This window comes from Kluyvera sp. 142486, from assembly GCF_046569695.1.
Classification (GTDB): Bacteria; Pseudomonadota; Gammaproteobacteria; order Enterobacterales; family Enterobacteriaceae; genus Kluyvera.
This window is the reverse complement of the sequence record NZ_JBKHUI010000008.1, coordinates 121,106-142,592: the sequence shown is the minus strand read 5'-3', so window position 1 is coordinate 142,592 and position 21,487 is coordinate 121,106. Positions and strand designations below refer to the sequence as shown.

Sequence of the window (21,487 nt, the reverse complement as noted above, 5' to 3'; positions counted from 1 at the left end):
CGCGCCGCCACATCGCCCTATCAAGGCGTGCGTGATAAAGGAGAACGACGTGAGTAAGCATCTGCATTCGCCCGAAAAAGTGCCGCAAGCGGGCATGGCGCAGGGCATCATTATTGCCCTGACCGCGTTTTTGCCCATTCTGGCTATCGTTTCACTGGCCCCTGCGGTCCCTACCTTGATTCAACACTTCGCCCACGTTCGCTACGTCGAGACGCTGGTGCCGTTAATGCTTACCGCTCCGGGGCTGGTCATCGCCGTGACCGCACCCTGCACCGGCTGGATGGTGGATAAATTTGGCCGCCGTAAGCTGCTGCTCGGCGCTACGCTGCTGTATGGCGTCTGCGGCACCATGCCGCTCTATCTGCAATCATTGATGCCTATTTTTATCAGCCGGCTAGGGGTCGGCCTGGCGGAAGCCGTGGTGCTCACCATTGCCAATACCATGCTGATTGACTATTTCGACGATAAACAGCGCCGCTTTTGGCTGACGGTGCAAGGGGTCATTGGGCCCGCGCTGGCAGTCGTAGTACTTGCCAGCTCCGGCTACCTGACGGCTATCCGCTGGAATGGCGCCTTTATTATCTACGGCGTCGCTCTGTTGCTCTTTGTGGCGATGTATTTCTGGATGTTTGAGCCCCAGAAAGCACAGCGGCAGGCCATGCAGTCCGCCGTTGAGGTGCAGCGTTTTCCGTGGTCACGGGTGCTCGCACTTAGCGCGGTGACGTTTATAACCGCCATCATTTACTACGTCTATACCATCAATGGAGCCAATGCGTTTCACACGCTGGAAAAGGCACGTCCGCAGGAAATTGGGCTGATTATGTCGCTGGTGAGCCTTGCCGTCCCCGTAGGTTCGTTACTTTTTGGCTGGCTCACGCGTTATTGCACGCCCGAGCGGGTGATTGCGATTACCCTCATATTGATGGGCTGCGGCATGGTCATCATGGGAATATCCAGCACGTTACTGCCGATGGGCGCTGGTTCTGTGCTGCAGCAGCTCGGTGCCGGTATGGCCATCAGTGCGATGATCTATTGGGTCGGTTCGCTTATCCCACCGGCCTTTAGCGGCCGAGCGATGGGAGCCTGGTCAGGCGCCTTTTTCGCCGGTATGTTCGTCAGCCCGATTATTGTCGGACTGATGCGAATGCAGACGGATAACCAGATCCTTCCCGTCTTTATCGCACTGGGAGCCCTGTCGCTGATGCTGGCACTGCTGCTGTTTTTATATACGTTCTCGCGACATAGTAAGCTGTTACGTCAAGCCAAAGACGCCAGCGAATGGCAACTGGCGAAATAATGCTTCGGCTCAGTGGCGGCGAGAGCCGTCACTGAGTTTCTATTGCCGGAGAGATTAAGAAACTCAGGCACATCACGCCGAGATCCTGTTTCAGCTGATCCCAATCCCCTTCTCCAGCTGCCTCGCTGGCCGAGCCTAATCCCAGGAATCGCGCCAGGGCGGCGTAGGCAATCGTAAAGCAGAACTTCACCGCCAGTTCAGGCTGAGGATGATGAATATCCGCCGCTGAATCCATCAACAGCTCAATAAAGATCTGTTCATTTTTCTGATAGGCCGCTTTACCAATCCCGGCAATACGCTCGTCATCCGCGCGCGCCATAAAAGGCCGTAAAATCCCGGCGTGGCGACGCAAATAGTCAGCCTGCAGATCCAGCAGTTCGGGGACGAGTTGACGTAGCGGCAGGTGGCGCGCACGCAGGCTGGTCGTCAATTGCTGCCACTCAGCATCGAGCCCCTGCATCACTTCAATCATGACCGCGACAAAAAGCTCCTCTTTGCCGCTAAAACGCGCGTAGATAGAGCCCACAGACACCCCGGAACGTTTACTGATTTCAGCTATCGTCAGCAGTTCAAACGTACCTTCGTGCAAAATTTCACGACTAGCGCTCATCAGGCGTTCAAGCGCGATCCGGCTACGGTCCTGTTTCGGCTTGCGCATATCGGGAAGATCGGTCATTCGCGTTTACACCCCTTATTCATAGAAACCCCAGCAGTGTATTGCACTTAACAGCCCCCCTGCAAATTACCGCCAACGGAATGGGAAGGTAATTGTTATGAAAATGTGAACTCCGTCATTTCAATCACTCACAAAATAACTAGAATACGAATTCTAGTTTTAGTTACACAACACAACCATGATAAGACAGGAGCTGCTATGCGTTTTTCCGTATTCCTCGTAGGTCGTTCAACCGCACCCGAACAAGATAGTTTCGTGATGAGTTCGCTTGCCGATCACGCCCGTCAGGCAGAAGCGTTCGGTTTTGACGCGGTGTTTATGCCTGACCATCACTTCACCGGCTATGCTCCCATGGCGAGCGATCCTTTTATGTTTGCCGCCTGGCTTGCCGGGCAACTCAAGAAGATCCACTTCGGTATGTCGGTCACTACCGTCCCACTTCACCACCCGGTGCGCTTCGCTGAGCGCGTCAACCTGCTCGATCATTTAACCGAAGGCCGCCTGCTGGTGGGTATCGGAAGTGGAACGACTCCGGAAGAGATGATCGGTTTTGGCGTGAACTACAAAGACGCTTCGAACCTGCTGCAGGAGAATCTCGACCTGGTACAGCGACTGTGGGAGAAAAAAATCGAAGATGAGCCAATTATTTTTGAAACCTCGCACTACAAAGGCGCAGTGGTGCAACGCATCGTCCCTACCGCCTTGCAAAAACCGTTTAATCGCATCATGCCCGTCGCCCTGCGCGAAAGCAGCATGCAGCGTGCGGCCGATAATGGCTGGCCGGCCTTTATTCCCGCCTTTACGCCACCGATCCCGGCCAGCGACGATCCGTTCGGACAGTTAACGCACTACTTCACTCGCTATCGCGACGCGCTGCTCAACGCCGGGCATTCACAGGCCGTTATCGACCACTGCCTCTCCTGGACCACCCATACATGGCAATGCGTTCACGTCGCCCCAACCGATGAACAGGCTCGGGAGGAAATGATGCAAATCATGGGCTGGTATAAAGACGCTATCGATCGCGAGTATGAGTACAACAAACGGGCGGAAGAGTTCAGCGGCGTCTCCCTGCACCGTCACCCGGACTGCTTCAGCGAAGAGTGGATCAAGACCTGGTGTCTGTACGGGAGCCCGGAAACCGTAGCCCATGAGCTGGAGCGCCATCAACAGTTGGGTATCGGCAACGTGCTGTTAGGCTTCACCAACGGCCCATTAACGCCAGAGCGCCTGCGTCTTAGCCAGCAATCAATCTCATTGTTTGCCGAAAAGATCCTGCCCCGCTTTCGCTAACCAACGTAAAGAGGAATGTGTATGACGCTTCATCGCACCCATCGCCAACCCTTTATTGTCGGGATTGGCGGAACAACACGCCCCGGCTCAAGCACCGAACGCGCCTTGAGTCGGGCACTGGCACATGCCGAGCATTTAGGGGCCAGAACGCAACTTTTCGGTGGGCAAGAGCTTGCCGCCCTGCCTGCGTTTAACCCGGAAATTAAGACCCGTACGCCGCAGGAAATCGCGTTCATCGAAGCGGTACGCAATGCCGACGGTATCCTGCTGGCTTCACCGGGCTATCACGGCGGCGTATCGGGGCTGGTCAAAAATGCCATCGATCTGCTGGAAGACTTACGCGCAGACGACCGCGTTTACCTTGATGGCCGTGCGGTTGGCTGTCTGGTGACCGCGGCAGGATGGCAAGGATGTAATACGACGCTGAGTGCGCTGCGCGACATTGTGCACGCACTGCGCGGCTGGCCGACGCCGCTGGGCGTCACCCTGAATACTGCTGGCGTATCGTTGTTTGATATTAACGGCAACTGCACTGAACCTGCGGTACAGCAGTCACTGGAGATACTGGCAGAACAGACGCTGACGTTTGCCCCCCAACCGGCAGTACGGAGAGAGTCCAATGCACTCATTCAACATCCCGCCTGATTGGGAAGCAAAGCTGCGGCTCACCGCGGGCATGGGGATGTGGTCCACGCACCCCATTCCCGGCACACCGCTCGGCGCGGTCACGCTCTCGGATGGGCCCATGGGCATTACCGGTGGACGCGTTGATGAGCGGGACATCGCCTTACTGAGCCCTTGCGGGTTGGCGCTTGGCGCAAGCTGGGATCGCGCGCTGGTCCGTCGCGTCGGCGATGTTATTGGTCAGGAAGCGCTACGCACCGGCGTGCAGGCACTGCTGGCACCGAATTTGAATCTGATGCGCAGCCCGATGGCCGGGCGCGCTTTTGAGCTATTCGGCGAAGATCCGCGTCATATTGCCGATATGGGCGCGGCCTGGATTGACGGCGTGCAGTCCAGGGGCGTCGGCTGCGTGGTGAAGCACATGGTGTGCAATGACTCAGAAACGGATCGCCGGAACATGAACGTGGTGGTGGACGAAGCCACCCTGCGCGAAGTCTATTTCTGGCCGTTTGAAGAGGCGGCCAGCCGCGGCGTCTGGGGCATGTTAACCGCCTACAATCGGGTCAACGGCGTGCACTGTGCCGAACAACATCAGGCCATCAGCCAGTGGTTAAAACATGACCTTGGCTGGGATGGGCTGGTGATGTCCGATTGGTTCGGCACGCAAAATGGTATCGCCAGCTTCCGTGCCGGGCTGGATTTGGAAATGCCGGGCCCGGCACGGCATATGGGAGATCATCTACGAGACGCCCTTAAGGAAGAGGATAATCCGCGCCTCAATGATACCGTAGCGCGCCTGACGCGGTTTGCTGAACGCGTCTCGACGCCGTCATCCTACGATGCGAGCCCTCGAGCACAACGCTTACGCACTGACGTGCTGGAAGAGGCCGCTGCGGCAGGCTTTGTGATGCTGAAAAACGAAGCCAGTCTACTGCCCCTGAAGCCGGCGTCCCGTCTGGCGGTCATTGGCCCGAATGCGCAGACCCCCTGCTTCCAGGGGGGTACCTTTGCACGCGTGGCGCTAATGCCGGGGTTAATCGCCCCCATCGACGCTATCCGCCAGCGCTTCTCGGAGCAGGAGGTTGAGTATGCTCAAGGGGTGGAAAGCGACTATCGCATTCCACCGCTCACGGCGCTGGCGTTAACCAGCGATGACAATAGCCCTGGGCTGGAGGTGGTTTACGCCACGCCGAGTCGGGGCGAATGCCATCGCGAGCAGCGCCATGCCTCATCGTTAATCTGGTTTCGCGATATGCCCGGCGTTGGCGATTTGCTGGCGCTGGATGAAGAGGCGACCGTGACCATTCGCACTCGTTTTATCGCCACCCGCTCGGGCATACACCGCTTCTGGCTCGGCGGCACCGGCACGGTAAATCTGGCAATAAACGGCAATCATGTGGCCCGTTTTAGCGGTGAAACGCTAGACGGTGACATTATGGGCAAGCTGATGCAGGCCGACAGCACCACCGTTGAAGTGCCGCTGGTTGAAGGTAACACGGTGAACCTGATGCTGACGATGTCGCTTTCACGCAGTATCGCTCACGGAGTATGGTTTGGCTGCCAACTGCCGCAAACGGTGGATCTTCTTGCCGAAGCCGTCGCCTGCGCGCAGCGTGCCGACCAGGTGGTGCTGGTCATTGGTGAAACCGCCGATGCCGGTCTGGAAAGCATCGACCGACACACCACGGCCCTGCCCGCACATCAGGTGGCGCTCATTGACGCCGTTTGCGCGGTTAACCCGAGGACGGTGGTGGTGGTGAACGTCGCCCATCCGGTTGATACCCACTGCCTTGCCTGCGCCGCGGCGGTGATTGTCGCCTGGTATCCGGGACAAGAGTTTGGCCCGGCGCTGGCGTCCGTTCTGGCCGGCGATCGTGAACCAGGCGGGCGCTTACCGGTCACCTTTGCTCGCCTGGAGTCAGACTACCCGGTGGTGAATCTTACCCCCGATCAAGAAGGTAATCTCTACTATCACGAGCGGCAGCAGGTGGGCTATCGCTATTTCGCGGCACGGGGATGCGCGCCAGAATGGGCTTTTGGCTTCGGGCTGGGCTATGCCGATATCACCTTTGCGCAGACGCATTTACGTCACGAGGGCGGCTTATCCGTCGCGGTGACGCTGCAAAATGCATCTGCGCGTGAGGGGAAAGCGGTGGTGCAGGTTTACCTGTTCTCTCCGTCAATCGGCGAAATAGCATCGTCCCTGATGCTGGCAGATTTCGCCGCCGTCACCCTGGCGGCACAACGTAGTACGACGGTCGAGATCCCACTGACGGCGCGTCTATTCCAGCGCTGGAGCGTCAGCCAGCATCAATGGGTAACGCAAACTGGCGACTGGGAGGTTCGGGTAGGACGCGCCAGCAACGATATCGCCGCCGTGTTCAAGGTATCGGTTGCGGATAACAGCGTCAGGGTTATCGATATGCCATAACGACATCGCGACAGCAGAGGCTGTCGCGATGATTTATGTTATTCATTTCAACGTTCTGCCCGCCCTCATTTTCTGATGGGCGGGCTTTTTTTGCGGCTTAGAAGTTCCAGTACATTGATGACTGATACAGTATCGCGTCATCACGTTTCGGCACCAGCGTTGGGTTATCCTGCCACGTGATGCCGTTAATCCAGTAAATCCCTTTCACCAATCGGAACGCATGAGAGAGCGAAATCGCGTTAATGGTCTCAGGAGCTTCCAGCCCTGCTGGCTTGAGCGAGTCGCGGAATTTATGGCTGATAAACGAGCGGGTATAGCCCAGCGACGTCATGTCGTTCTGGCGTCCGGGGAAGAGACCAATATCAAACAGCGTCACCTGAAAATCACTGGCGTAAGCATTGCGATCGTCCGGGGCATAGTTCACTTTTGTATCCAGATACAGCCCTAACGGCAGTCCGTGCTGCGGCTGAGTGAGCTGGACGGTATTGGCCATATAGAAGGCATAGTTATCGCTGCTGTTACCGGGCTTATCGAAGTATGCGTAGTGCGAGGTATTATAAATACCGCCAGCACGGAACCAGATAGAGCGGCCATTCTCGCTGGCATCCTGCTTGTAGCCGACTTCATTGACCAGGATCGGATTGGCACCGTCAACGTGCCATTTCAGGCCATACGGGTTCTGCTCCACATCGTCTAAATGCCCTTTTGGCGACATGCTGCGGCTCACGGCGAAGTTGTTGTACCATTTTTTCTCGCTGTCACGCGCAATCATCGTAAAGGTCGGCGTTGGCGCGTTCAGGCTGATCCCAACCTGTACCGGAATCACGCTGGTTGGCCCCAGCGCGGCAGAAGAGGAGTTTCCGCCCAGAATCATGCCGTAGAACTGGCGGATTAACGGATAAAAACCATACTGCAGCTCCAGCTGCCCATTTAAGAGCGGCTGGTTGATCGCCAGGGTGGCAATATTATGCAAGCGTGGGTAGCCGTCCTGGTAATTAGAGGTGGAGAACTGAGGCGAGAGAGTAAACTGTGCATCTTTGGTAAAGCCGATACGTTCAAGATCATAAGTCACGTTCAGCGCCATAGTTTGCGCCCAGGTAAAATTCTGTCCGCTGTATTCCTGCGGTTCACGCTGCTGATCGCGCAGATCGTATAAAATAGTTGGGTTCCAGCTTAACTGCGCCCCCCAGCCATAATCCGCCAGCGCGCTTCGCCAGCCGTTAGGGTCGCCAATTAACGATTCACAAATCGAAGGCGGTGTAACCACCTGCTGCGACCGCGTGTTCAATTTATCCAACTGTTCGCACGTATATTTATTTTCCTGCGCAAAAAGCGATGGGGAAAATAATGCCAGAGTGAGAAGAGAAAGCGGGAAAACAGTTTTCTTATTTATTTGGGTACAGCACAGACTCATCATAAATCCTCAATTATTATTTTTTGCAGGTAAAGATGTTCTATACCGCTACGTGCTATATTAATTATTGGCATCGGCGGCATTCGTTATATATAGGGATTAATTCATCTGAACAGCATTAATGCGAAGGTCATTATTCAGGCATGGTGCTCCCTACCCGCCGTTGTCACGGCAGGGATTAACTATTTGCATGATGAACGAAAGTTAATTGGCGGTTATTTTCCGCACCGCCGTGCGCGAAGATGATAGTGCAAGGCAGACGGCAATCAGCAGCGTCATCACTGCGAAGATCAGCAGGGTATCCTGTAGTTTGCCGGTGACGCTGGTCATGGACGTAACGCCCACGGGGCTAAGAAACATGCCGAGGAAGAAAAAGGTATGCCAGATCCCCATTCCTTTCGCGCGATGCTCGGCCGGAAGAACCTTCATGACCCAGCCCAGCATTAATGGAATCAGCATGCCATTACCAATCTGAGCAATAAATGCGGCCATGACCGCGCTAATATGATTACTGGCGAGAGAAATAAACAATAACCCTGCGCCAAATATGGCATAAAATTGCATCAACTGTTTATCAATACGCTGTTTCGCCATTCGGCCATATAGCCATGCGCCTAGCGGCACGCCAATACCTGCAATCGCCGTGGCAATACCAATCTGGCTGCTGTTACGCATGCCCAGTTGGCTAAAGACCTGGCTGATTTGCAGCGGTTCAATAAAATAAATCACCGCGCTGACTAGCGTAATAAAGCTGATAAGGCACATTTGTCCCCGAGGAAAAGCCTGAGCCGGAGTCGACACTGCAGCATTTTCTTCACCGCGCGCAACGGGTTCACGCGTAAAGAGAATAAGGCCGAGAAAGAGAGGAATCGCGATGGCGTATAAATAAATCGGTCCCGTCCAGCCAAACGTCCCTAAAAAACCGGAGGCTAAAATAATGAGGGTGGCAACGATCGACCCTACCCCACTCTGTATCGCCAGCCAGCGATTACGCGCCGAGCCGCTAAAATAATCACCAATCAGCGCATTCGCGGTGGTCAGAATAAAGGCGTCGGCAATACCCATGATCATTCGCGCCAGCAGGATTAGCGGCAGGCTATCCAGCATCACCGGTAATAGCCCGAACAGCGCGTATCCCCCCGTAGCGGCAATCAGCAGACGACGACGGCTAAAGCGATCGCCAATCACGCCCGCCAGCGGGGCGATTAGCGCCATGCTAATAGACGGCACGGTAATGATCATCGGCACCAGCAGTTGCGCGTGAGGATGAGCACCAAAATGGTTAAACAGGACAGGCATCACCGGAATCATGGTTAATGTCCCCATCACGGGTAGCACGGCGGCTAACATCAATAACATCGCCTGTACGGCTCCCGCTGGTTTCGGCGTGGCTATCACCCTTTGCATGACCTTTTTCCTCTCGCTCATCTGCTTTGTTCTTTAAATAAGAATATGAATTCTAATTCTAGTTAATGCGGTTAAAAAAAGGTGATAGTTCACCGGATACCGCTGCGCTGATGACAACCTGCACAGCATAAACCTACCTGAGCAACCGCTTTCAATCTGCGATAAGGCTCACAATTGAAACAACATTCAAACATAATATTAACATTAAAAGGCCTGAGAATTAACATCGCGAGCTACTGCAAGGGCAATGCCCTGGCCTCCCCCGACGCACAGCGTAGCCAGACCACGTGCCGCATTCTGACGCTGCATCTCATGGAGTAACGTCACCAGAATTCGGCAGCCAGAGGCACCAATGGCGTGGCCTAATGCGATGGCACCGCCGTTAACGTTGACCCTCAGCGTGTCCCACTCCATCTCCCTGTTGACGGCAATTCCCTGCGCCGCGAACGCTTCATTCACCTCGATAAGATCAACGGACTCCTGCGGCCACCTCGCCTGCTGTAAACAGCGCCGCGTTGCCAACACCGGGCCAATACCCATATAGGCCGGGTCAACCCCCGCCGTGGCGCTAGCGACAATCGTGGCCATAATCGGCAGGCCCAACTTCTGCGCCCGTTCACGGCGCATGACCAATACCGCCGCCGCGCCGTCGTTGAGTGTGGAAGCGTTACCCGCGGTCACCGTCCCCTCATCAATAAATGCCGGTCGCAGCGCCGCTAACGCGTTAAGCGTCGCGTCGGGACGAGGCTGCTCGTCGTCACGAAAACAACGTTCGACGCCCTTTTTGCGCGCCGGCAGCGTGACCGGCACAATCTCAGCTTCAAAGCGACCGCTTTCCTGCGCGGCCCGCGCTTTGCGTTGGGACGTCATGGCGAAAAGATCCTGCTCCTCGCGGCTAATCGCGTAACGCTGGGCCAGATTTTCGGCCGTGATCCCCATGGCGTAGTTGTTAAAGGCATCCCACAGCCCGTCGTGTACCAGGCTGTCAATCACTTGCCCGTGACCGAAGCGCATCCCCTGACGCGCCTCGCCGAGCAAAAACGGCGCCTGGCTCATACACTCCTGGCCGCCGGCAATCACCACTTCAGCCGCGCCGCTATGAATGCTCTGCGCGGCAAGCTGCACGGCTTTCAGGCCCGATCCGCAAACGAGATTCACCGTCAGTGCGCTAACGGTAACCGGTAAACCCGCCTTAAGCGCCGTCTGACGGGCCGGGTTCTGCCCACATCCGGCGGTCAGCACCTGCCCCATAATGATCTCGTCGACGGCCTCCGCCGGGACGCCGCTTTGTGCCAGCAGCGCCTCCACCACCTTCGTCCCTAACTGGACGGCGCTCAGCGCCCCCATTTCACCCTGAAAACGTCCAACTGGCGTGCGCAGCGCCGCCACAATTACCGCATCATTATTCATCGTTACACCTGCATTTCCGGTACGACATCAGGCACCCGCAGCGGCCCTGCCGTTTTGGCGATAATTTCCGCCACGCTGACGCCGGGCGCTCGCTCGCGGAGGATAAATTCGCCATTGGCGATCTCAAGCCATGCGAGATCGGTCAGCACCCAGCGAATACAGTTCACGCCGGTGAGCGGCAGCGTACAGTGGCGAAGTAGCTTCGATTCCCCGTTTTTTGCCGCGTGGGTCATGGTGACAATAATATGTCGGGCCCCGGCCACCAGATCCATCGCCCCGCCCATCCCCTTCACCATCTTATTCGGCACCATCCACGAGGCGATATTCCCCTGGGCATCGACCTCAAGCGCGCCAAGCACGGTCATATCAACGTGTCCGCCGCGGATCATCGCAAACGAGCTGGCGGAATCAAAAATGGCCGCCCCAGCCCGTGCCGTGACGGTCTGTTTTCCTGCGTTGATCATCTCGGCATCGACCGACGCCTCGCTCGGGAAATCGCCCATTCCCAGCAGCCCGTTTTCCGATTGCAGCATCACATCAATATCAGCAGGAACATAGTTGGCGACCAGCGTAGGGATTCCAATCCCCAGATTCACGTAATCGCCATCGCGCAGTTCCTGGGCCACCCGACGAGCCATCTGTTCACGCGTGAGCATGGCGTCCTCCCGTTTGCAGCGTCCGTTTTTCAATGCGCTTTTCGCAGGCGCATTGGATGAGCCGGTGAACATAGATACCTGGCGTGTGGATCTGCGTGGGATCCAGCGTGCCGGGCGGGACAATTTCATCGACTTCCACTACCGTGATCTTCCCCGCCGTTGCCATCAGCGGGTTAAAGTTCTGCGCCGTATGACGATAAATCACGTTCCCGTACCAGTCCGCTTTCCAGCCTTTGATAATGGCAAAGTCCCCCTGGATGGCAGGTTCAAGAACATAGTGACGATCGCCAAACCGCCGCGTCTCTTTGCCTTCTGCCACCAGCGTGCCGTAACCCGTGGCGGTAAAAAACGCGGGGATCCCGGCGCCGCCTGCGCGAATTTTTTCCGCCAGCGTGCCCTGCGGCGTCAGCTCAACCTCCAGTTCACCACTGAGCAACTGCTGCTCAAAGCGGGCGTTTTCCCCCACGTAGGAGGCGATCATCTTGCGGATCTGGCGGTGTTCCAGCAGCACGCCAAGACCAAAGTCGTCGATGCCGCAATTATTAGAGACAACCGTGAGGTCGCGTACGCCGCGGCGTTGGATCCCAGCAATTAAATTCTCCGGTATACCGCATAATCCAAACCCGCCAGCCAGTACGGTCATCCCGTCGCTGAGCCCATCCAACGCCGCTTCCAGCGTGGCCACGCGCTTATCCAGCCCCTTCATCTCACGCCTCCACAATCGCAACGGCGCGGGTAAACCCCGCCGATGCCCGCTTGATCTTGTAGGGGAAGCAACTGACCCAGAACCCGCTATCCGGCAGCTGATCCAGATTGGTCAATTTTTCCATCTGCCCATAGGCAATATCTCTTCCCGCTTTGTGGCCTTCCCAGATGAGCGAGGCATCGCCGGTTTGCAGAAAACGTTCGCGGGTAAAGCCGAAGGGCGCATCCCAGCTCCAGGCGTCGGTGCCCACGACCCTGACGCCCTGCTCCAGCAGCCAAAGCGTCGCCTCACGCCCAATACCGCAGCCCCGCTGCAGATAATCCTCTTTCCCATAGCACGCGCCGGCGGCGGTATTGATCAGCACAATATCGAGCGGCGCAAGCGTATGTCCGATGCGCTGTAATGCCTGTTGGAGATCCCGAGGTTGCAAAATCGCGCCGTCCGCCCTCTGGCGAAAATCCAGTTTGACGCCGGGGCGCAAACACCATTCCAGCGGCAGCTCATCAATACCGAAGGCCGGTTCCCCACCGTTGGTGGTGGAGCTGTAATGCCACGGCGCATCCATATGCGTGCCGTTGTGCGGCGTGACCGTTAGCTTCTCGCTTGCCCATGCCTCGTTACCCGGCATTTGGTGTTTTTCCAGCCCCGGAAACATGGCCGCCATTTCCGGCCAGCCTTGCTGATGATCCATATACTCAATTTTCGGCAGCAGCGGCGGCGGATCGGTCCAGGGGTTATTATCAAGCGTGACGGAAAGGTCTATCAGGCGTCGGCCTTGTAATAAATTCATGAGTTGTTCTCCTGTTATCGCGGCGCAGTCACGCGCTGTTGTATGGCCCCAAAAACAGCCCGGTCATCGCCGGAGCGACTCTCCATAAAAATGGATTCCCCCACCTGCAGGTACGGCGTTCGCGGCGCCCCTGAGGCGATGGTTTCAAGCGCCCTTACCTCGGCAATGCAGCTGGCGCCTTTCGCACTGTCCCATCCGGAGACCGTACCGGAACCGACCAGCGTCCCGGCACGCAGGCGGCGGGTTAATGCGGCATGCGCGATCAGCTCCCCAAAGTGGAAGTGCATCTCAGCGCCCGACTGCCGGCCAAACGGTTCGCCGTTACGTTGGATCGTCAGCGGCAGGTGAATCCGACCGTCTCGCCAGCTCTCTCCCAGTTCATCAGGGGTGACGGCAACGGGAGCAAAAGCGCTGGAAGGCTTTGCGTGGATAAAACCGAAGCCTGTTTTCATCTCTCTTGGGGCCAGCGCGCGCAAGCTGATGTCGTTAAGCTGAAGCAACAGTCGGACGTGCGATAACGCCGCGATGGGATTGCAGCCCATCGGCACGTCATCCACCAGCACCGCATACTCGCCTTCAAAATCCAGCTGCCAGGCGTCATCTGCACAGACGATATCCCCGCGGGCCCCGAGAAAATCGTCGCCGCAGCCCTGATACATCAGCGGGGTATCCTCCACGCCCTCAATAGGGGGCAGATTAAACGCCTGCTGCATTCGTTCGCCGTGGCTAAGAAAGGCGGAACCATCCAGCCATTGCCACGCGCGCGGCAGCGGCGCCAGCAGTTGCCCGGCATCAAAAGGGATGGCCCGGGTGATTAATCCCGCGTTTAGCGCCGCGTAGCGCGCCTGCAGAGCCGGCTGCATTTGTTGCCAATTTTCGATAGCATCCTGTAGCGTGGCGGCAATCCCCTCGGCGTCGACCATCCACAGCAGGTCATGGGAAACCAACATCAATTGTCCATCGCGCTCGCCGTTATTCCGTGTTGCCAGCTTCATTAAAATTCTCCGTGAGTCGTAACCAACCATCGGCCGTAATGTCATACGCCAGCGGCGTTAACGCCTGGCCCAGGCAGACTCCCTGGACGCACTGGCCGCTGTCAGGCTCAAATAACGCCCCGTGAGCAAAGCACACCAGTCGGTCGGCCGTGGCGTTAAAAAAGGCATGCTGCTGCCAGTTCATCGGCGTCCCCAGATGCGGGCAGCGATTGCGCCAAAGGTAGATTTCCCCGCGATAGCGCACAGCAAAAAGCGTGGCTTGGCCACAGCGCTGAGGATCGAACCCCAGCGCATCGCCCTCTCCCAGGCACTCTACCCGGCACAGCGGTTGTGGTAGCACCATGTTTAATGTGCGTTATCCGGGCCCGGCGCCCATTTTTCCCGCCAGCCCAGCAGGAAATACTGCGAGTTATCGGCTCCCGGTAGCGCTTCGCGCGGCTGCCAGCTGTCATCATGACGATCCATATCCGCGTCATATTCGATATGACAGCCGAGCGGGCTGTTGAAGTACCAGAACCAGTTAGAGCCCAACTGATGGCGGCCCGGCCCCCAGAATGACTGGTAACCTTTTTCCACAAAACGGCTCCCGGCCATCATCAGTTCCGTTGGCCCGCCCATGTGGAAGGTGAAGTGTTCGATACCGGTCATAAATGGCGGGGCCTGGATTAAAAACAGCGTATGGTGATCCTGGGTACCGCTCGGTCGCAGGAAAGGACCGACGTGGGTAAAGCGATCGGTGCAGACAAATCCCAACCGCTGATAAAACGCTTCCGCCCGTTCGGCATCGGGGACAAAGTAGACCACATGCGACAGCGAACGCGGGGCGGCGGGCATGGTTGCGCTCGCCCCGGTATGGTTAAGCGGCCGGGCCTGCTTATCCCCTGGCGCATTCACCTTCTCGGCAGCAAGGGCGACCGGCTGACGTTGAGTCACGCGAAATCCTAGCGCAAAGCCCATATCATCAAGGCTGTGCAGCACGCCTTCGCTATCGACATGCACTTCCCTGTCTTTCAGCAACTCTTTGGCAATGGCGTCGAGCGTCGCCGCATCGGCAACGCCATAGACGGTTTCACGCAGCTGGCTGCCGCTGGAAAGCGCCGCTGGCAGCGAAGGATCGTCGCGCTCCCGCAGCAGGACGCCGGTGCCGTCAAGCGCCTGGAAGAAATCTCCCGGCATCTCGCTCAGGCCATAGTCGCGCAGAAACTGCCGGCAGCCCGGCAAATCATCAACGCCAAAAACCAGATAATCAGGCCCCAGAATATTCACGGTTAGTCTCTCCAGATAAAAGTGGTTCAGCCACACGGCCGCCGAGCGTGCGTGCGACCCAGTCGGCAATATAGTGTCCGGCGTTAATTGAGTTATCGAAGCTTGAGTGCTGAACACCGCCTTCACGCGACGTGAAGATTTTCAGCTCCCGTGAAGGGCTATTGACCAGTTGCTCATAGGTGCGCTGCGCCCACTTGAGGGGAATTTGCGAATCCTGTTCACCATGGGTGACCAAAAACGGCACCCGGATCCGGTCGAGAATGCCATCAAGATGGACATCTTCCGCAATACGCAGGAAACTCTCGATATCCTCACCGCCCCACACCCAACGCACGTGTTCCCAATAGTGCGGCACCGGGAAACTCCCCTCTTTATCGCGACGGCGACGCTGCACATCGCGCCAGTCGTGGTTAGCCCCCCACACCACGCCACAGGCAAAGCGAGGTTCAAAGGCCACCGCGCGCGGGCAGTAATAGCCCCCCAGCGAAACGCCTTCCAGGCCGATGCGGCTGGCATCAACCTCAGGCTGCTGCTCAAGCCAATCAACGATTCGCGATGCCCAGTGTTCACTGTCATAGCGCGCTTTCAGGTTTTTCAGCCGCAGCGCTTCACCGGTGCCCGGCTGATCCACAATCAGCGATGAAACGCCACGCTTTGCCAGCCATTGCGGCAGGCCCACGAAGTATTTCAGCTCTTTGGTGGAGTCGAGGCCGTTAACCTGAACCAGCAACGGCGCGCGTTCGGCGTTGCCCTCGGCGCGCACATAAAGCGCCGAAAGCGTGGTTCCCTCATAGGGGATCTCAACCCGCTGACAGTTCGCCTGGCTGAACCGACAGCCGCGTTCGAAAACATCCAGAAAGCGGCGATAGAGCGCCTCGCGCCCCGGCGCGCCCTGTGCCTGCAAGCGTTCGCAGGTCAGATAATAGTTGGCGGCGCGCAGATATTTTTCGCCTGCGGAGAACAACTGCCCGCCCTGTTCATCCTCATGGGCCAACGCGCACAGTTTGTCAGCCATGGCTGACCATGTTTCCCGAAAGGCACGGGTACCTTCTGCATCCGGGCGCTCAGAAGCCGCCAGCAGAGGGGCACACATCTCTTCTATCTCGCCAATGCGAGCGCCCATTTCGATGGAGAGATCCACCGATAGGTTCCAGACATAATTGTTAGGGAAATAACGAAACATAACGATATCCTTCAACGGTCAAACGCAAGTGGCAGAAATCTGTCACCCGGGCACTCTCACATAAGCGCCCGTTTGCGACTAATCGCATGTCAGGATGTCAGGTATCAGTTCTGGAGATACCTTCAGATTGGCGGGAGGGACGCGGTGGTACTGGCGAAAATCTTCGCTTTTAGCCAGTTAAAGATGGGGTCGTTATCAAGACTGCGGTGCCAGCCCATAAACTCGCGCATTACCGGCAGCTCGACGGGCACCGGCTCAATCCGCAGCGGTAGATGGCTGGCGTATTGCGCCGCCAGCCGCCGATGCATTGTGGCAACGCGCGTGGTCCCGATCAGTAAATGGGGTAACGAGTGATAGCTGTTCGCCACCACTTCAAGACGGCGGTTGAGGCCAAACTCGCTAAATAACGTCTCTTCAAGACCGGGGATCCGTTCACGACCAAACTCCACGGCAATATGCCCCAGACGCTGCCAATCCTCCAGCGTCAGAGTCGCACCAACCTCAGCGTTGCCCGCCCAGGTCACGCAAACAAACTGTTCCTCAAACAGCAACGCAGACGGCTGATCCGTTGGCATAAATTGCTCGGGAGCGGCCATCATGTCGATTTCCCCTCGATTAATCATGCCGGTCGACTGAGGGTCCGGCGATAAAAACGCAAAGGTGATGCTGGGCGCTTCCTGATGCACCACCTGCAGCACATCTTTTAGCAGGACATTAATCACATAGTCCGAAGCCATAATGCGAAAATGGCGCTTACTGGTTGCCGGTTCATCAATTGGCCGCCGGGCAATGGAGGTTTGAATTTTGAAGAGGATCTCACGAATCGAGGGATGCAGTTCACGCGCTAACGGCGTAGGCATCATTTTCCGCCCTACCTGGGTCAGAAGATCGTCTTCAAAATAGGTACGTAGCCGATTGAGTACGCCGCTGGTTGCCGACTGCGTCATATGCAAACGCCCGGCGGCGCGGGTAATATTTTGCTCATCCAGCAGCACATCCAGTGCCACCAGTAAATTCAGATCAAGATGCTGATAACGCATTATCGTACGCCTGATAGTTATTTTTACCCTATCCTAGATCGTCAAATTAACAATCGCGCAACTTTTAATTCACCAAGTAGCGAGCAATATTGTTTTTTGCGATAGCGATCATCTTGCTTTGCGATTCGTCAGCGATTTATTTCGTCGGTTACTCTCCGTTCTTCTCCCTACAAAATGGAACGGATAATGACAATAAATACGGTATTGATCGTCGGCGGCGGTATTGGTGGTCTGTGCACGGCTATTGCCATGCGTCAGGCTGGTATTGCCGTCGATCTGGTAGAGATTCAACCTCAATGGCAGATCTATGGCGTTGGTATTATCCAACAAAACAATGTGGTACGAGAGATGCAGCGCTTGGGCGTGCTTGAGCGCTATCTTGAAGCCGCCTGGTCCTTTGATAAAGTCTCCATGCACACGCTCGACGGTACCCCGCTTGCTAGCTTCCCCGGACAACGCCTCGCTGGCGAGCAGTTTCCCGCTAACGTCGGGATTTCGCGTCTGGCGCTGCATCAAGTGCTGTGCTCTACCGCCGAAGAACGGGGTGCGGTCATCACCATGGGAAAAACGGTCACCTCGCTTTGCCAGGATGAACAAGGCGTTGACGTGATTTTTAATGACCAGACTACGGGCCGATACGATCTGGTGGTGGGCGCTGATGGTATCTACTCCACCCTTCGTCGCCTGCTGTATGGCAACCGCTTCACGCCGCGATTTACCGGACAAGGCGTATGGCGGTATAACTTCCCGCGACCACCGCAGGTCGATCATCTTATGTGTTTCGTAGGTGAAGAGAGTAACTGCGGTCTGGTTCCGCTGGCGGAAAATTTGATGTATCTCTTCGTCACCTCGCATGAACCAGGTAATCCCCGCTTCGATCACCACGAAAAGGTGGCGCAAATGCGCCAACGCCTTGCCGCCTGCCGGGGCCTGCCGGGCGAACTGCGCGAGCAGATTACCGACGCTGACCTTATTGTTTATAAACCACTGGAAGAACTCTATGTTGACGCCCCCTGGCACCAGCAGCGCGTCGTTCTGATTGGCGATGCCGTACACGCCACCACGCCCCATCTTGGTCAGGGCGCAGGAATGGCCATTGAAGATGCGCTGGTGCTCACCGAGACACTCCAGACTCATCGTCAGGTCACACAGGCGCTGGCCGCCTTCGAGGATCGACGCCGAGCACGCTGCCACCGTATCTGGCAGGATTCGCTGCGCGTGGGCGAAAGCGAAATGGCTCAGGACCGTCAGTTCGATCGCCAATCGGTTATTCGCGAGATGATGGCCTTTACCGCCAGGCCGATCTGAGCCTACCGCCATCAATCTCTGCCAGCAGCGCATACCTCGCGGATAGCATCAAGAAACAGCCCCAGCGCCGCATGCTGATGGTCGCGGGACTGATAAAGCCCGTATATCCCCAGCGGCTGCGGCTCAAGCTCCGGCAGTACCCGCACTAACCGCCCGCTTTCCAGCCCGGCTCTCGCCTCGATGTCGGGCACCATCGCCAGGCCTACGTCAGCCGCCGCCATTTCACAAAGCAGCGACGATATTCCGGCGCTGAAATTACCGTTTACCGCCACTGAAACCTCGCCTTTATCGCCGTCCCGGAAGGTCCAGGACTGGCCGGAAAAGCGGCTGTAGTGCAGGCAGTTATGTTGAGCGAGTTCATCAAGGGTGGTCGGCACGCCTGCGCGAGCAAGATAGCCCGGCGATGCGCACAGCACGGAACGACAGGTTCCCAAAAGGCGTGCAATCGCCCCCGGTTCAGGGGCATTGGTAATGCGAATCGCCAGATCGATTCGCTCCCCGACCAGACTCACCGGATGGTTATTAATATCGACTTCAATGCGCAGCGCCGGGTAGCGGCTCAGAAATGCCGGGATAATCGGGTTCAACAAATGCGTCGCCGTAAAATGGGCGCAGGCAATACGCAGCGTCCCGGACGGCGTAACGCCGGTCGCCTCCCCTTCAATTCCCTGCGATAGCAACGCCAGCTGCCGCGTCTTCTCCAGCGTTTTTTCTCCCGCTGGCGTGATGGTTAACCGCCGGGTGGAACGGTGGATCAGTCGGGAACCGGCCCACTTTTCCATCTCATCAAGATAGCGGCTGACCATAGGGCGAGAGATGCCCAGCGAGCGGGCCGCGGCGCTCAGGCTGCCGAGTTCGCAGATGCGGTTATAGGTGATGGCCGCCATAATCCGGTCCATTGCGTCTCCATTTGATCGTTTTATGAAACTCAGCATGTATTGTTTCAGGAATTCTAGCAGAAGCAGAAATCCGTAGAATGCGCTTTACACCCTTTACGGAGTTCATCGCCATGAAATTAACATCCCTCACGCTGGTTCTGTCGCTGGCAGCCACCTCCGCGTTTGCTGCCCCACTGCACCTTGCAGTCTATAACCCTCAGGAAAAAGGCATTTTCCCGGTCTCGTCCACGCTGGTTTCAGGCCCGAAAGAGGCGGTGCTGTTTGACGCGCAGTTCAGCGTTAAAGATGGCGAAAAGCTGGTGCAGATGATCCGCGACAGCGGCAAAACGCTGAAAACCATTGTCATCACCTCCGGCGACCCGGATTTCTATTTTGGGCTGGAACCGCTGGTGAAGGCGTTCCCGCAGGCTAAGGTCGTGGCATCCCCTTCCGTGGTTGAGCACATCAAGGCCACCAAAGATGCCAAACTGGCCTTCTGGGGGCCGCAGATGAAAGACGGCGCGCCAACCAAAATCATCGTGCCGCAGGCCACCAGCGCGACGCGCTTTACCGTTGACGGCGAGCCGCTGGAGCTGAAGCACGCGGGCGATTATGCCGCCTATGTCTGGGTCCCGGCGAACAAGGCGATTCTGGGCGGTACCGGTATTGCCTCCGGCATCCACGTCTGGACCGCCGATACGCAAACCCCAGCGATTCGTCAGGGCTGGATGAAGGTGCTGAGTGAAATGCAGGCGCTGAAGCCACAGCAGGTTATTCCAGGGCACTACCTGGGCGAGCGCCCGGCAAACGATGCGGCCATTGCGTTCACTCACCGCTATCTGCAAACCTTTGAACAAGCGCTCACCGCACATAAAGGGTCGGCAGACGTGATTACCGCGATGAAAGCCGCGTACCCAGGCCTTGCCGATGAAAGCTCGCTTGAGCTTAGCGCCAAAGTAAACACCGGCGAAATGAAGTGGTAGCCTGACGCCGTAGGGTTTCACAAAAAAGCTCGCCTTTAGAATGAGATCCCTGTAGTCCCCCCGCTATCGCGCCAAAAACGATGGAGTTGGCGATAGCGGGTAGGTATAATCAGCGACACACATATTTGTCGTACAATTTAACCTAATGAAACTTAACACGTTACTGGTATCGCTCGCCGTCGTATTCTCCGTTCACCCCGCCTTTGCAGTGACCTATACCTTACCGAAAGCCGGTGGAAACCTGGTGGGTAGCAACGAATATGAGCAGGTTCCTCAAGGACAAAAAGCCCCGCTGGAAACCTACGCCGCCAAACACCATATCGGCATGAGCAATCTCCTCGACGCCAACCCCGGCGTGGACGTCTATCTCCCAGCGCCCGGTACCGTTCTCACCTTCCCGTCGCAGACCATTTTGCCCGCTACGGTGCATCAAGGGATTATTATTAACACGGCGGAAATGCGCCTCTATTACTACCCGGCGGGCAGCAACACCGTCGAAATCTATCCGGTGGGCATTGGTCAGATTGGGCACGATACGCCGGAGCACTGGGTAACCTCGGTTAAACAGAAAAAGGTCGGGCCAACCTGGACACCAACGCCCAACGAACGCGCCGAATTTGCCGCAGCCGGTGATATTCTTCCCGCCGTCGTCCCCGCAGGCGTAGATAACCCAATGGGGCTGTACGCCATGTACATTGGCAACGAGTTTGCGATTCACGGCACCAACGCGAACTTCGGCATCGGGCTGCGAGTCAGCCACGGTTGCGTGCGTTTACGCGCCGACGATCTTAAAACGTTGTTTAGCGAAGTGCCCGTTGGCACTCGCGTCGAGTTTGTAAATCAGCCGATTAAAGCCGACGTTGAACCGAACGGCGAGCGCTATATCGAAGTGCACAGCCCGCTATCCGAGTCCGGAACCAGCACGGCTTCAGCGAGTGCGATCCCGGCGGCGCTGAAATCCACTCTGGCGGCAGCGGACATTCAGCAGACGGTGTTAAGCCAGGCGCTGGCGCTGCGCTCCGGGATGCCGGTCAGGTTGAATTAACCCTGAATTCCGCTCAATCCACGCCCCGGCGTGGATTTTTTTACCCGCACGACTTTACCCCTACCAAAGCTGCCGATACTCTGTT

Annotated in this window: 20 protein-coding genes; 7 read left to right on the top strand and 13 right to left on the bottom strand. The window is 56.9% G+C overall.

What is annotated here, in order from left to right; genetic code table 11:
* Nucleotides 1-49 precede the first annotated feature (49 nt).
* Entirely contained in the window at nt 50-1,297 is a 1,248-nt protein-coding gene (locus tag ACLGE8_RS11175; protein WP_410998497.1) for an MFS transporter, read from the top strand.
* 28 nt (nt 1,298-1,325) lie between these two features.
* Here ACLGE8_RS11175 and ACLGE8_RS11170 read toward each other — a convergent pair whose 3' ends face one another.
* Nucleotides 1,326-1,973 (bottom strand): TetR/AcrR family transcriptional regulator, encoded by a 648-nt coding sequence (locus ACLGE8_RS11170; protein WP_410998496.1) that lies wholly within the window; start codon nt 1,971-1,973, stop codon nt 1,326-1,328.
* Between the two features lie 198 nt (nt 1,974-2,171).
* Here ACLGE8_RS11170 and ACLGE8_RS11165 point away from each other — a divergent pair, with 198 nt between their 5' ends.
* The 3 genes from ACLGE8_RS11165 to ACLGE8_RS11155 are packed head-to-tail and all read left to right on the top strand — an operon-like array spanning nt 2,172 to nt 6,321.
* Complete coding sequence (locus ACLGE8_RS11165) at nt 2,172-3,266, top strand: LLM class flavin-dependent oxidoreductase (RefSeq protein WP_368301465.1); 1,095 nt, start codon at nt 2,172-2,174, stop codon at nt 3,264-3,266.
* A 21-nt stretch (nt 3,267-3,287) separates the two neighbouring features.
* Nucleotides 3,288-3,911 carry an NADPH-dependent FMN reductase gene (locus ACLGE8_RS11160; protein WP_410998495.1) on the top strand — a complete coding sequence of 208 codons (624 nt, stop codon included), beginning with the start codon at nt 3,288-3,290 and terminating at the stop codon, nt 3,909-3,911.
* Complete coding sequence (locus ACLGE8_RS11155) at nt 3,886-6,321, top strand: beta-glucosidase family protein (protein WP_410998494.1); 2,436 nt, start codon at nt 3,886-3,888, stop codon at nt 6,319-6,321. The genes ACLGE8_RS11160 and ACLGE8_RS11155 overlap by 26 nt, the downstream gene beginning before the upstream one ends.
* Before the next feature lie 97 nt (nt 6,322-6,418).
* Here ACLGE8_RS11155 and ACLGE8_RS11150 read toward each other — a convergent pair whose 3' ends face one another.
* From ACLGE8_RS11150 to ACLGE8_RS11100, 11 genes are all read right to left on the bottom strand, one after another.
* Entirely contained in the window at nt 6,419-7,588 is a 1,170-nt protein-coding gene (locus ACLGE8_RS11150; RefSeq protein ID WP_410998493.1) for a carbohydrate porin, read from the bottom strand.
* Between the two features lie 351 nt (nt 7,589-7,939).
* Nucleotides 7,940-9,142 carry an MFS transporter gene (locus ACLGE8_RS11145; protein ID WP_410998492.1) on the bottom strand — a complete coding sequence of 401 codons (1,203 nt, stop codon included), beginning with the start codon at nt 9,140-9,142 and terminating at the stop codon, nt 7,940-7,942.
* 204 nt (nt 9,143-9,346) lie between these two features.
* Nucleotides 9,347-10,552: an acetyl-CoA C-acetyltransferase gene (locus tag ACLGE8_RS11140; protein ID WP_410998491.1), complete on the bottom strand. Its 1,206-nt coding sequence runs from the start codon at nt 10,550-10,552 to the stop codon at nt 9,347-9,349.
* 2 nt (nt 10,553-10,554) lie between these two features.
* On the bottom strand, nt 10,555-11,208 hold the full coding sequence (locus ACLGE8_RS11135) for a 3-oxoacid CoA-transferase subunit B (protein ID WP_410998490.1): 654 nt from the start codon (nt 11,206-11,208) through the stop codon (nt 10,555-10,557).
* On the bottom strand, nt 11,195-11,914 hold the full coding sequence (locus ACLGE8_RS11130) for a CoA transferase subunit A (protein WP_410998489.1): 720 nt from the start codon (nt 11,912-11,914) through the stop codon (nt 11,195-11,197). The genes ACLGE8_RS11135 and ACLGE8_RS11130 overlap by 14 nt, the downstream gene beginning before the upstream one ends.
* Before the next feature lies 1 nt (nt 11,915).
* Nucleotides 11,916-12,704: a cyclase family protein gene (locus tag ACLGE8_RS11125; RefSeq protein ID WP_410998488.1), complete on the bottom strand. Its 789-nt coding sequence runs from the start codon at nt 12,702-12,704 to the stop codon at nt 11,916-11,918.
* Between the two features lie 14 nt (nt 12,705-12,718).
* Nucleotides 12,719-13,699 carry a fumarylacetoacetate hydrolase family protein gene (locus ACLGE8_RS11120; RefSeq protein ID WP_410998487.1) on the bottom strand — a complete coding sequence of 327 codons (981 nt, stop codon included), beginning with the start codon at nt 13,697-13,699 and terminating at the stop codon, nt 12,719-12,721.
* Nucleotides 13,677-14,042: a Rieske (2Fe-2S) protein gene (locus tag ACLGE8_RS11115; protein ID WP_410998486.1), complete on the bottom strand. Its 366-nt coding sequence runs from the start codon at nt 14,040-14,042 to the stop codon at nt 13,677-13,679. The genes ACLGE8_RS11120 and ACLGE8_RS11115 overlap by 23 nt, the downstream gene beginning before the upstream one ends.
* 2 nt (nt 14,043-14,044) lie before the next feature.
* Nucleotides 14,045-14,965, bottom strand: a complete 921-nt coding sequence (locus ACLGE8_RS11110; protein WP_410998485.1) for a VOC family protein — start codon at nt 14,963-14,965, stop codon at nt 14,045-14,047.
* Nucleotides 14,946-16,148, bottom strand: a complete 1,203-nt coding sequence (locus ACLGE8_RS11105; RefSeq protein ID WP_410998484.1) for an alpha/beta hydrolase family protein — start codon at nt 16,146-16,148, stop codon at nt 14,946-14,948. The genes ACLGE8_RS11110 and ACLGE8_RS11105 overlap by 20 nt, the downstream gene beginning before the upstream one ends.
* A 122-nt stretch (nt 16,149-16,270) precedes the next feature.
* Nucleotides 16,271-17,188: a LysR family transcriptional regulator gene (locus tag ACLGE8_RS11100; protein WP_410998483.1), complete on the bottom strand. Its 918-nt coding sequence runs from the start codon at nt 17,186-17,188 to the stop codon at nt 16,271-16,273.
* A gap of 186 nt (nt 17,189-17,374) precedes the next feature.
* Between ACLGE8_RS11100 and ACLGE8_RS11095 the strand changes: the two genes are divergently transcribed.
* Nucleotides 17,375-18,496, top strand: a complete 1,122-nt coding sequence (locus ACLGE8_RS11095; RefSeq protein WP_410998482.1) for an FAD-dependent oxidoreductase — start codon at nt 17,375-17,377, stop codon at nt 18,494-18,496.
* 11 nt (nt 18,497-18,507) lie between these two features.
* Here the strand turns inward: ACLGE8_RS11095 and ACLGE8_RS11090 are convergent, their stop codons facing one another.
* Nucleotides 18,508-19,395: a LysR family transcriptional regulator gene (locus tag ACLGE8_RS11090; RefSeq protein WP_410998481.1), complete on the bottom strand. Its 888-nt coding sequence runs from the start codon at nt 19,393-19,395 to the stop codon at nt 18,508-18,510.
* Between the two features lie 110 nt (nt 19,396-19,505).
* Between ACLGE8_RS11090 and ACLGE8_RS11085 the strand changes: the two genes are divergently transcribed.
* Nucleotides 19,506-20,357, top strand: a complete 852-nt coding sequence (locus ACLGE8_RS11085; protein ID WP_410998480.1) for a Vmh family MBL fold metallo-hydrolase — start codon at nt 19,506-19,508, stop codon at nt 20,355-20,357.
* Between the two features lie 145 nt (nt 20,358-20,502).
* Complete coding sequence (locus tag ACLGE8_RS11080; protein ID WP_410998479.1) at nt 20,503-21,402, top strand: L,D-transpeptidase family protein; 900 nt, start codon at nt 20,503-20,505, stop codon at nt 21,400-21,402.
* Nucleotides 21,403-21,487 lie beyond the last annotated feature (85 nt).

What these genes read in the sequence shown, in the direction of transcription:
- ACLGE8_RS11170 (WP_410998496.1), bottom strand. Translation starts at nt 1,973, where the DNA reads ATGACCGATCTTCCCGATATGCGCAAGCCGAAACAGGACCGTAGCCGG.
- ACLGE8_RS11165 (WP_368301465.1), top strand. Translation starts at nt 2,172, where the DNA reads ATGCGTTTTTCCGTATTCCTCGTAGGTCGTTCAACCGCACCCGAACAA.
- ACLGE8_RS11160 (WP_410998495.1), top strand. Translation starts at nt 3,288, where the DNA reads ATGACGCTTCATCGCACCCATCGCCAACCCTTTATTGTCGGGATTGGC.
- ACLGE8_RS11155 (WP_410998494.1), top strand. Translation starts at nt 3,886, where the DNA reads ATGCACTCATTCAACATCCCGCCTGATTGGGAAGCAAAGCTGCGGCTC.
- ACLGE8_RS11145 (WP_410998492.1), bottom strand. Translation starts at nt 9,142, where the DNA reads ATGCAAAGGGTGATAGCCACGCCGAAACCAGCGGGAGCCGTACAGGCG.
- ACLGE8_RS11140 (WP_410998491.1), bottom strand. Translation starts at nt 10,552, where the DNA reads ATGAATAATGATGCGGTAATTGTGGCGGCGCTGCGCACGCCAGTTGGA.
- ACLGE8_RS11135 (WP_410998490.1), bottom strand. Translation starts at nt 11,208, where the DNA reads ATGCTCACGCGTGAACAGATGGCTCGTCGGGTGGCCCAGGAACTGCGC.
- ACLGE8_RS11130 (WP_410998489.1), bottom strand. Translation starts at nt 11,914, where the DNA reads ATGAAGGGGCTGGATAAGCGCGTGGCCACGCTGGAAGCGGCGTTGGAT.
- ACLGE8_RS11125 (WP_410998488.1), bottom strand. Translation starts at nt 12,704, where the DNA reads ATGAATTTATTACAAGGCCGACGCCTGATAGACCTTTCCGTCACGCTT.
- ACLGE8_RS11120 (WP_410998487.1), bottom strand. Translation starts at nt 13,699, where the DNA reads ATGAAGCTGGCAACACGGAATAACGGCGAGCGCGATGGACAATTGATG.
- ACLGE8_RS11115 (WP_410998486.1), bottom strand. Translation starts at nt 14,042, where the DNA reads ATGGTGCTACCACAACCGCTGTGCCGGGTAGAGTGCCTGGGAGAGGGC.
- ACLGE8_RS11105 (WP_410998484.1), bottom strand. Translation starts at nt 16,148, where the DNA reads ATGTTTCGTTATTTCCCTAACAATTATGTCTGGAACCTATCGGTGGAT.
- ACLGE8_RS11100 (WP_410998483.1), bottom strand. Translation starts at nt 17,188, where the DNA reads ATGCGTTATCAGCATCTTGATCTGAATTTACTGGTGGCACTGGATGTG.
- ACLGE8_RS11095 (WP_410998482.1), top strand. Translation starts at nt 17,375, where the DNA reads ATGACAATAAATACGGTATTGATCGTCGGCGGCGGTATTGGTGGTCTG.
- ACLGE8_RS11090 (WP_410998481.1), bottom strand. Translation starts at nt 19,395, where the DNA reads ATGGACCGGATTATGGCGGCCATCACCTATAACCGCATCTGCGAACTC.
- ACLGE8_RS11085 (WP_410998480.1), top strand. Translation starts at nt 19,506, where the DNA reads ATGAAATTAACATCCCTCACGCTGGTTCTGTCGCTGGCAGCCACCTCC.
- ACLGE8_RS11080 (WP_410998479.1), top strand. Translation starts at nt 20,503, where the DNA reads ATGAAACTTAACACGTTACTGGTATCGCTCGCCGTCGTATTCTCCGTT.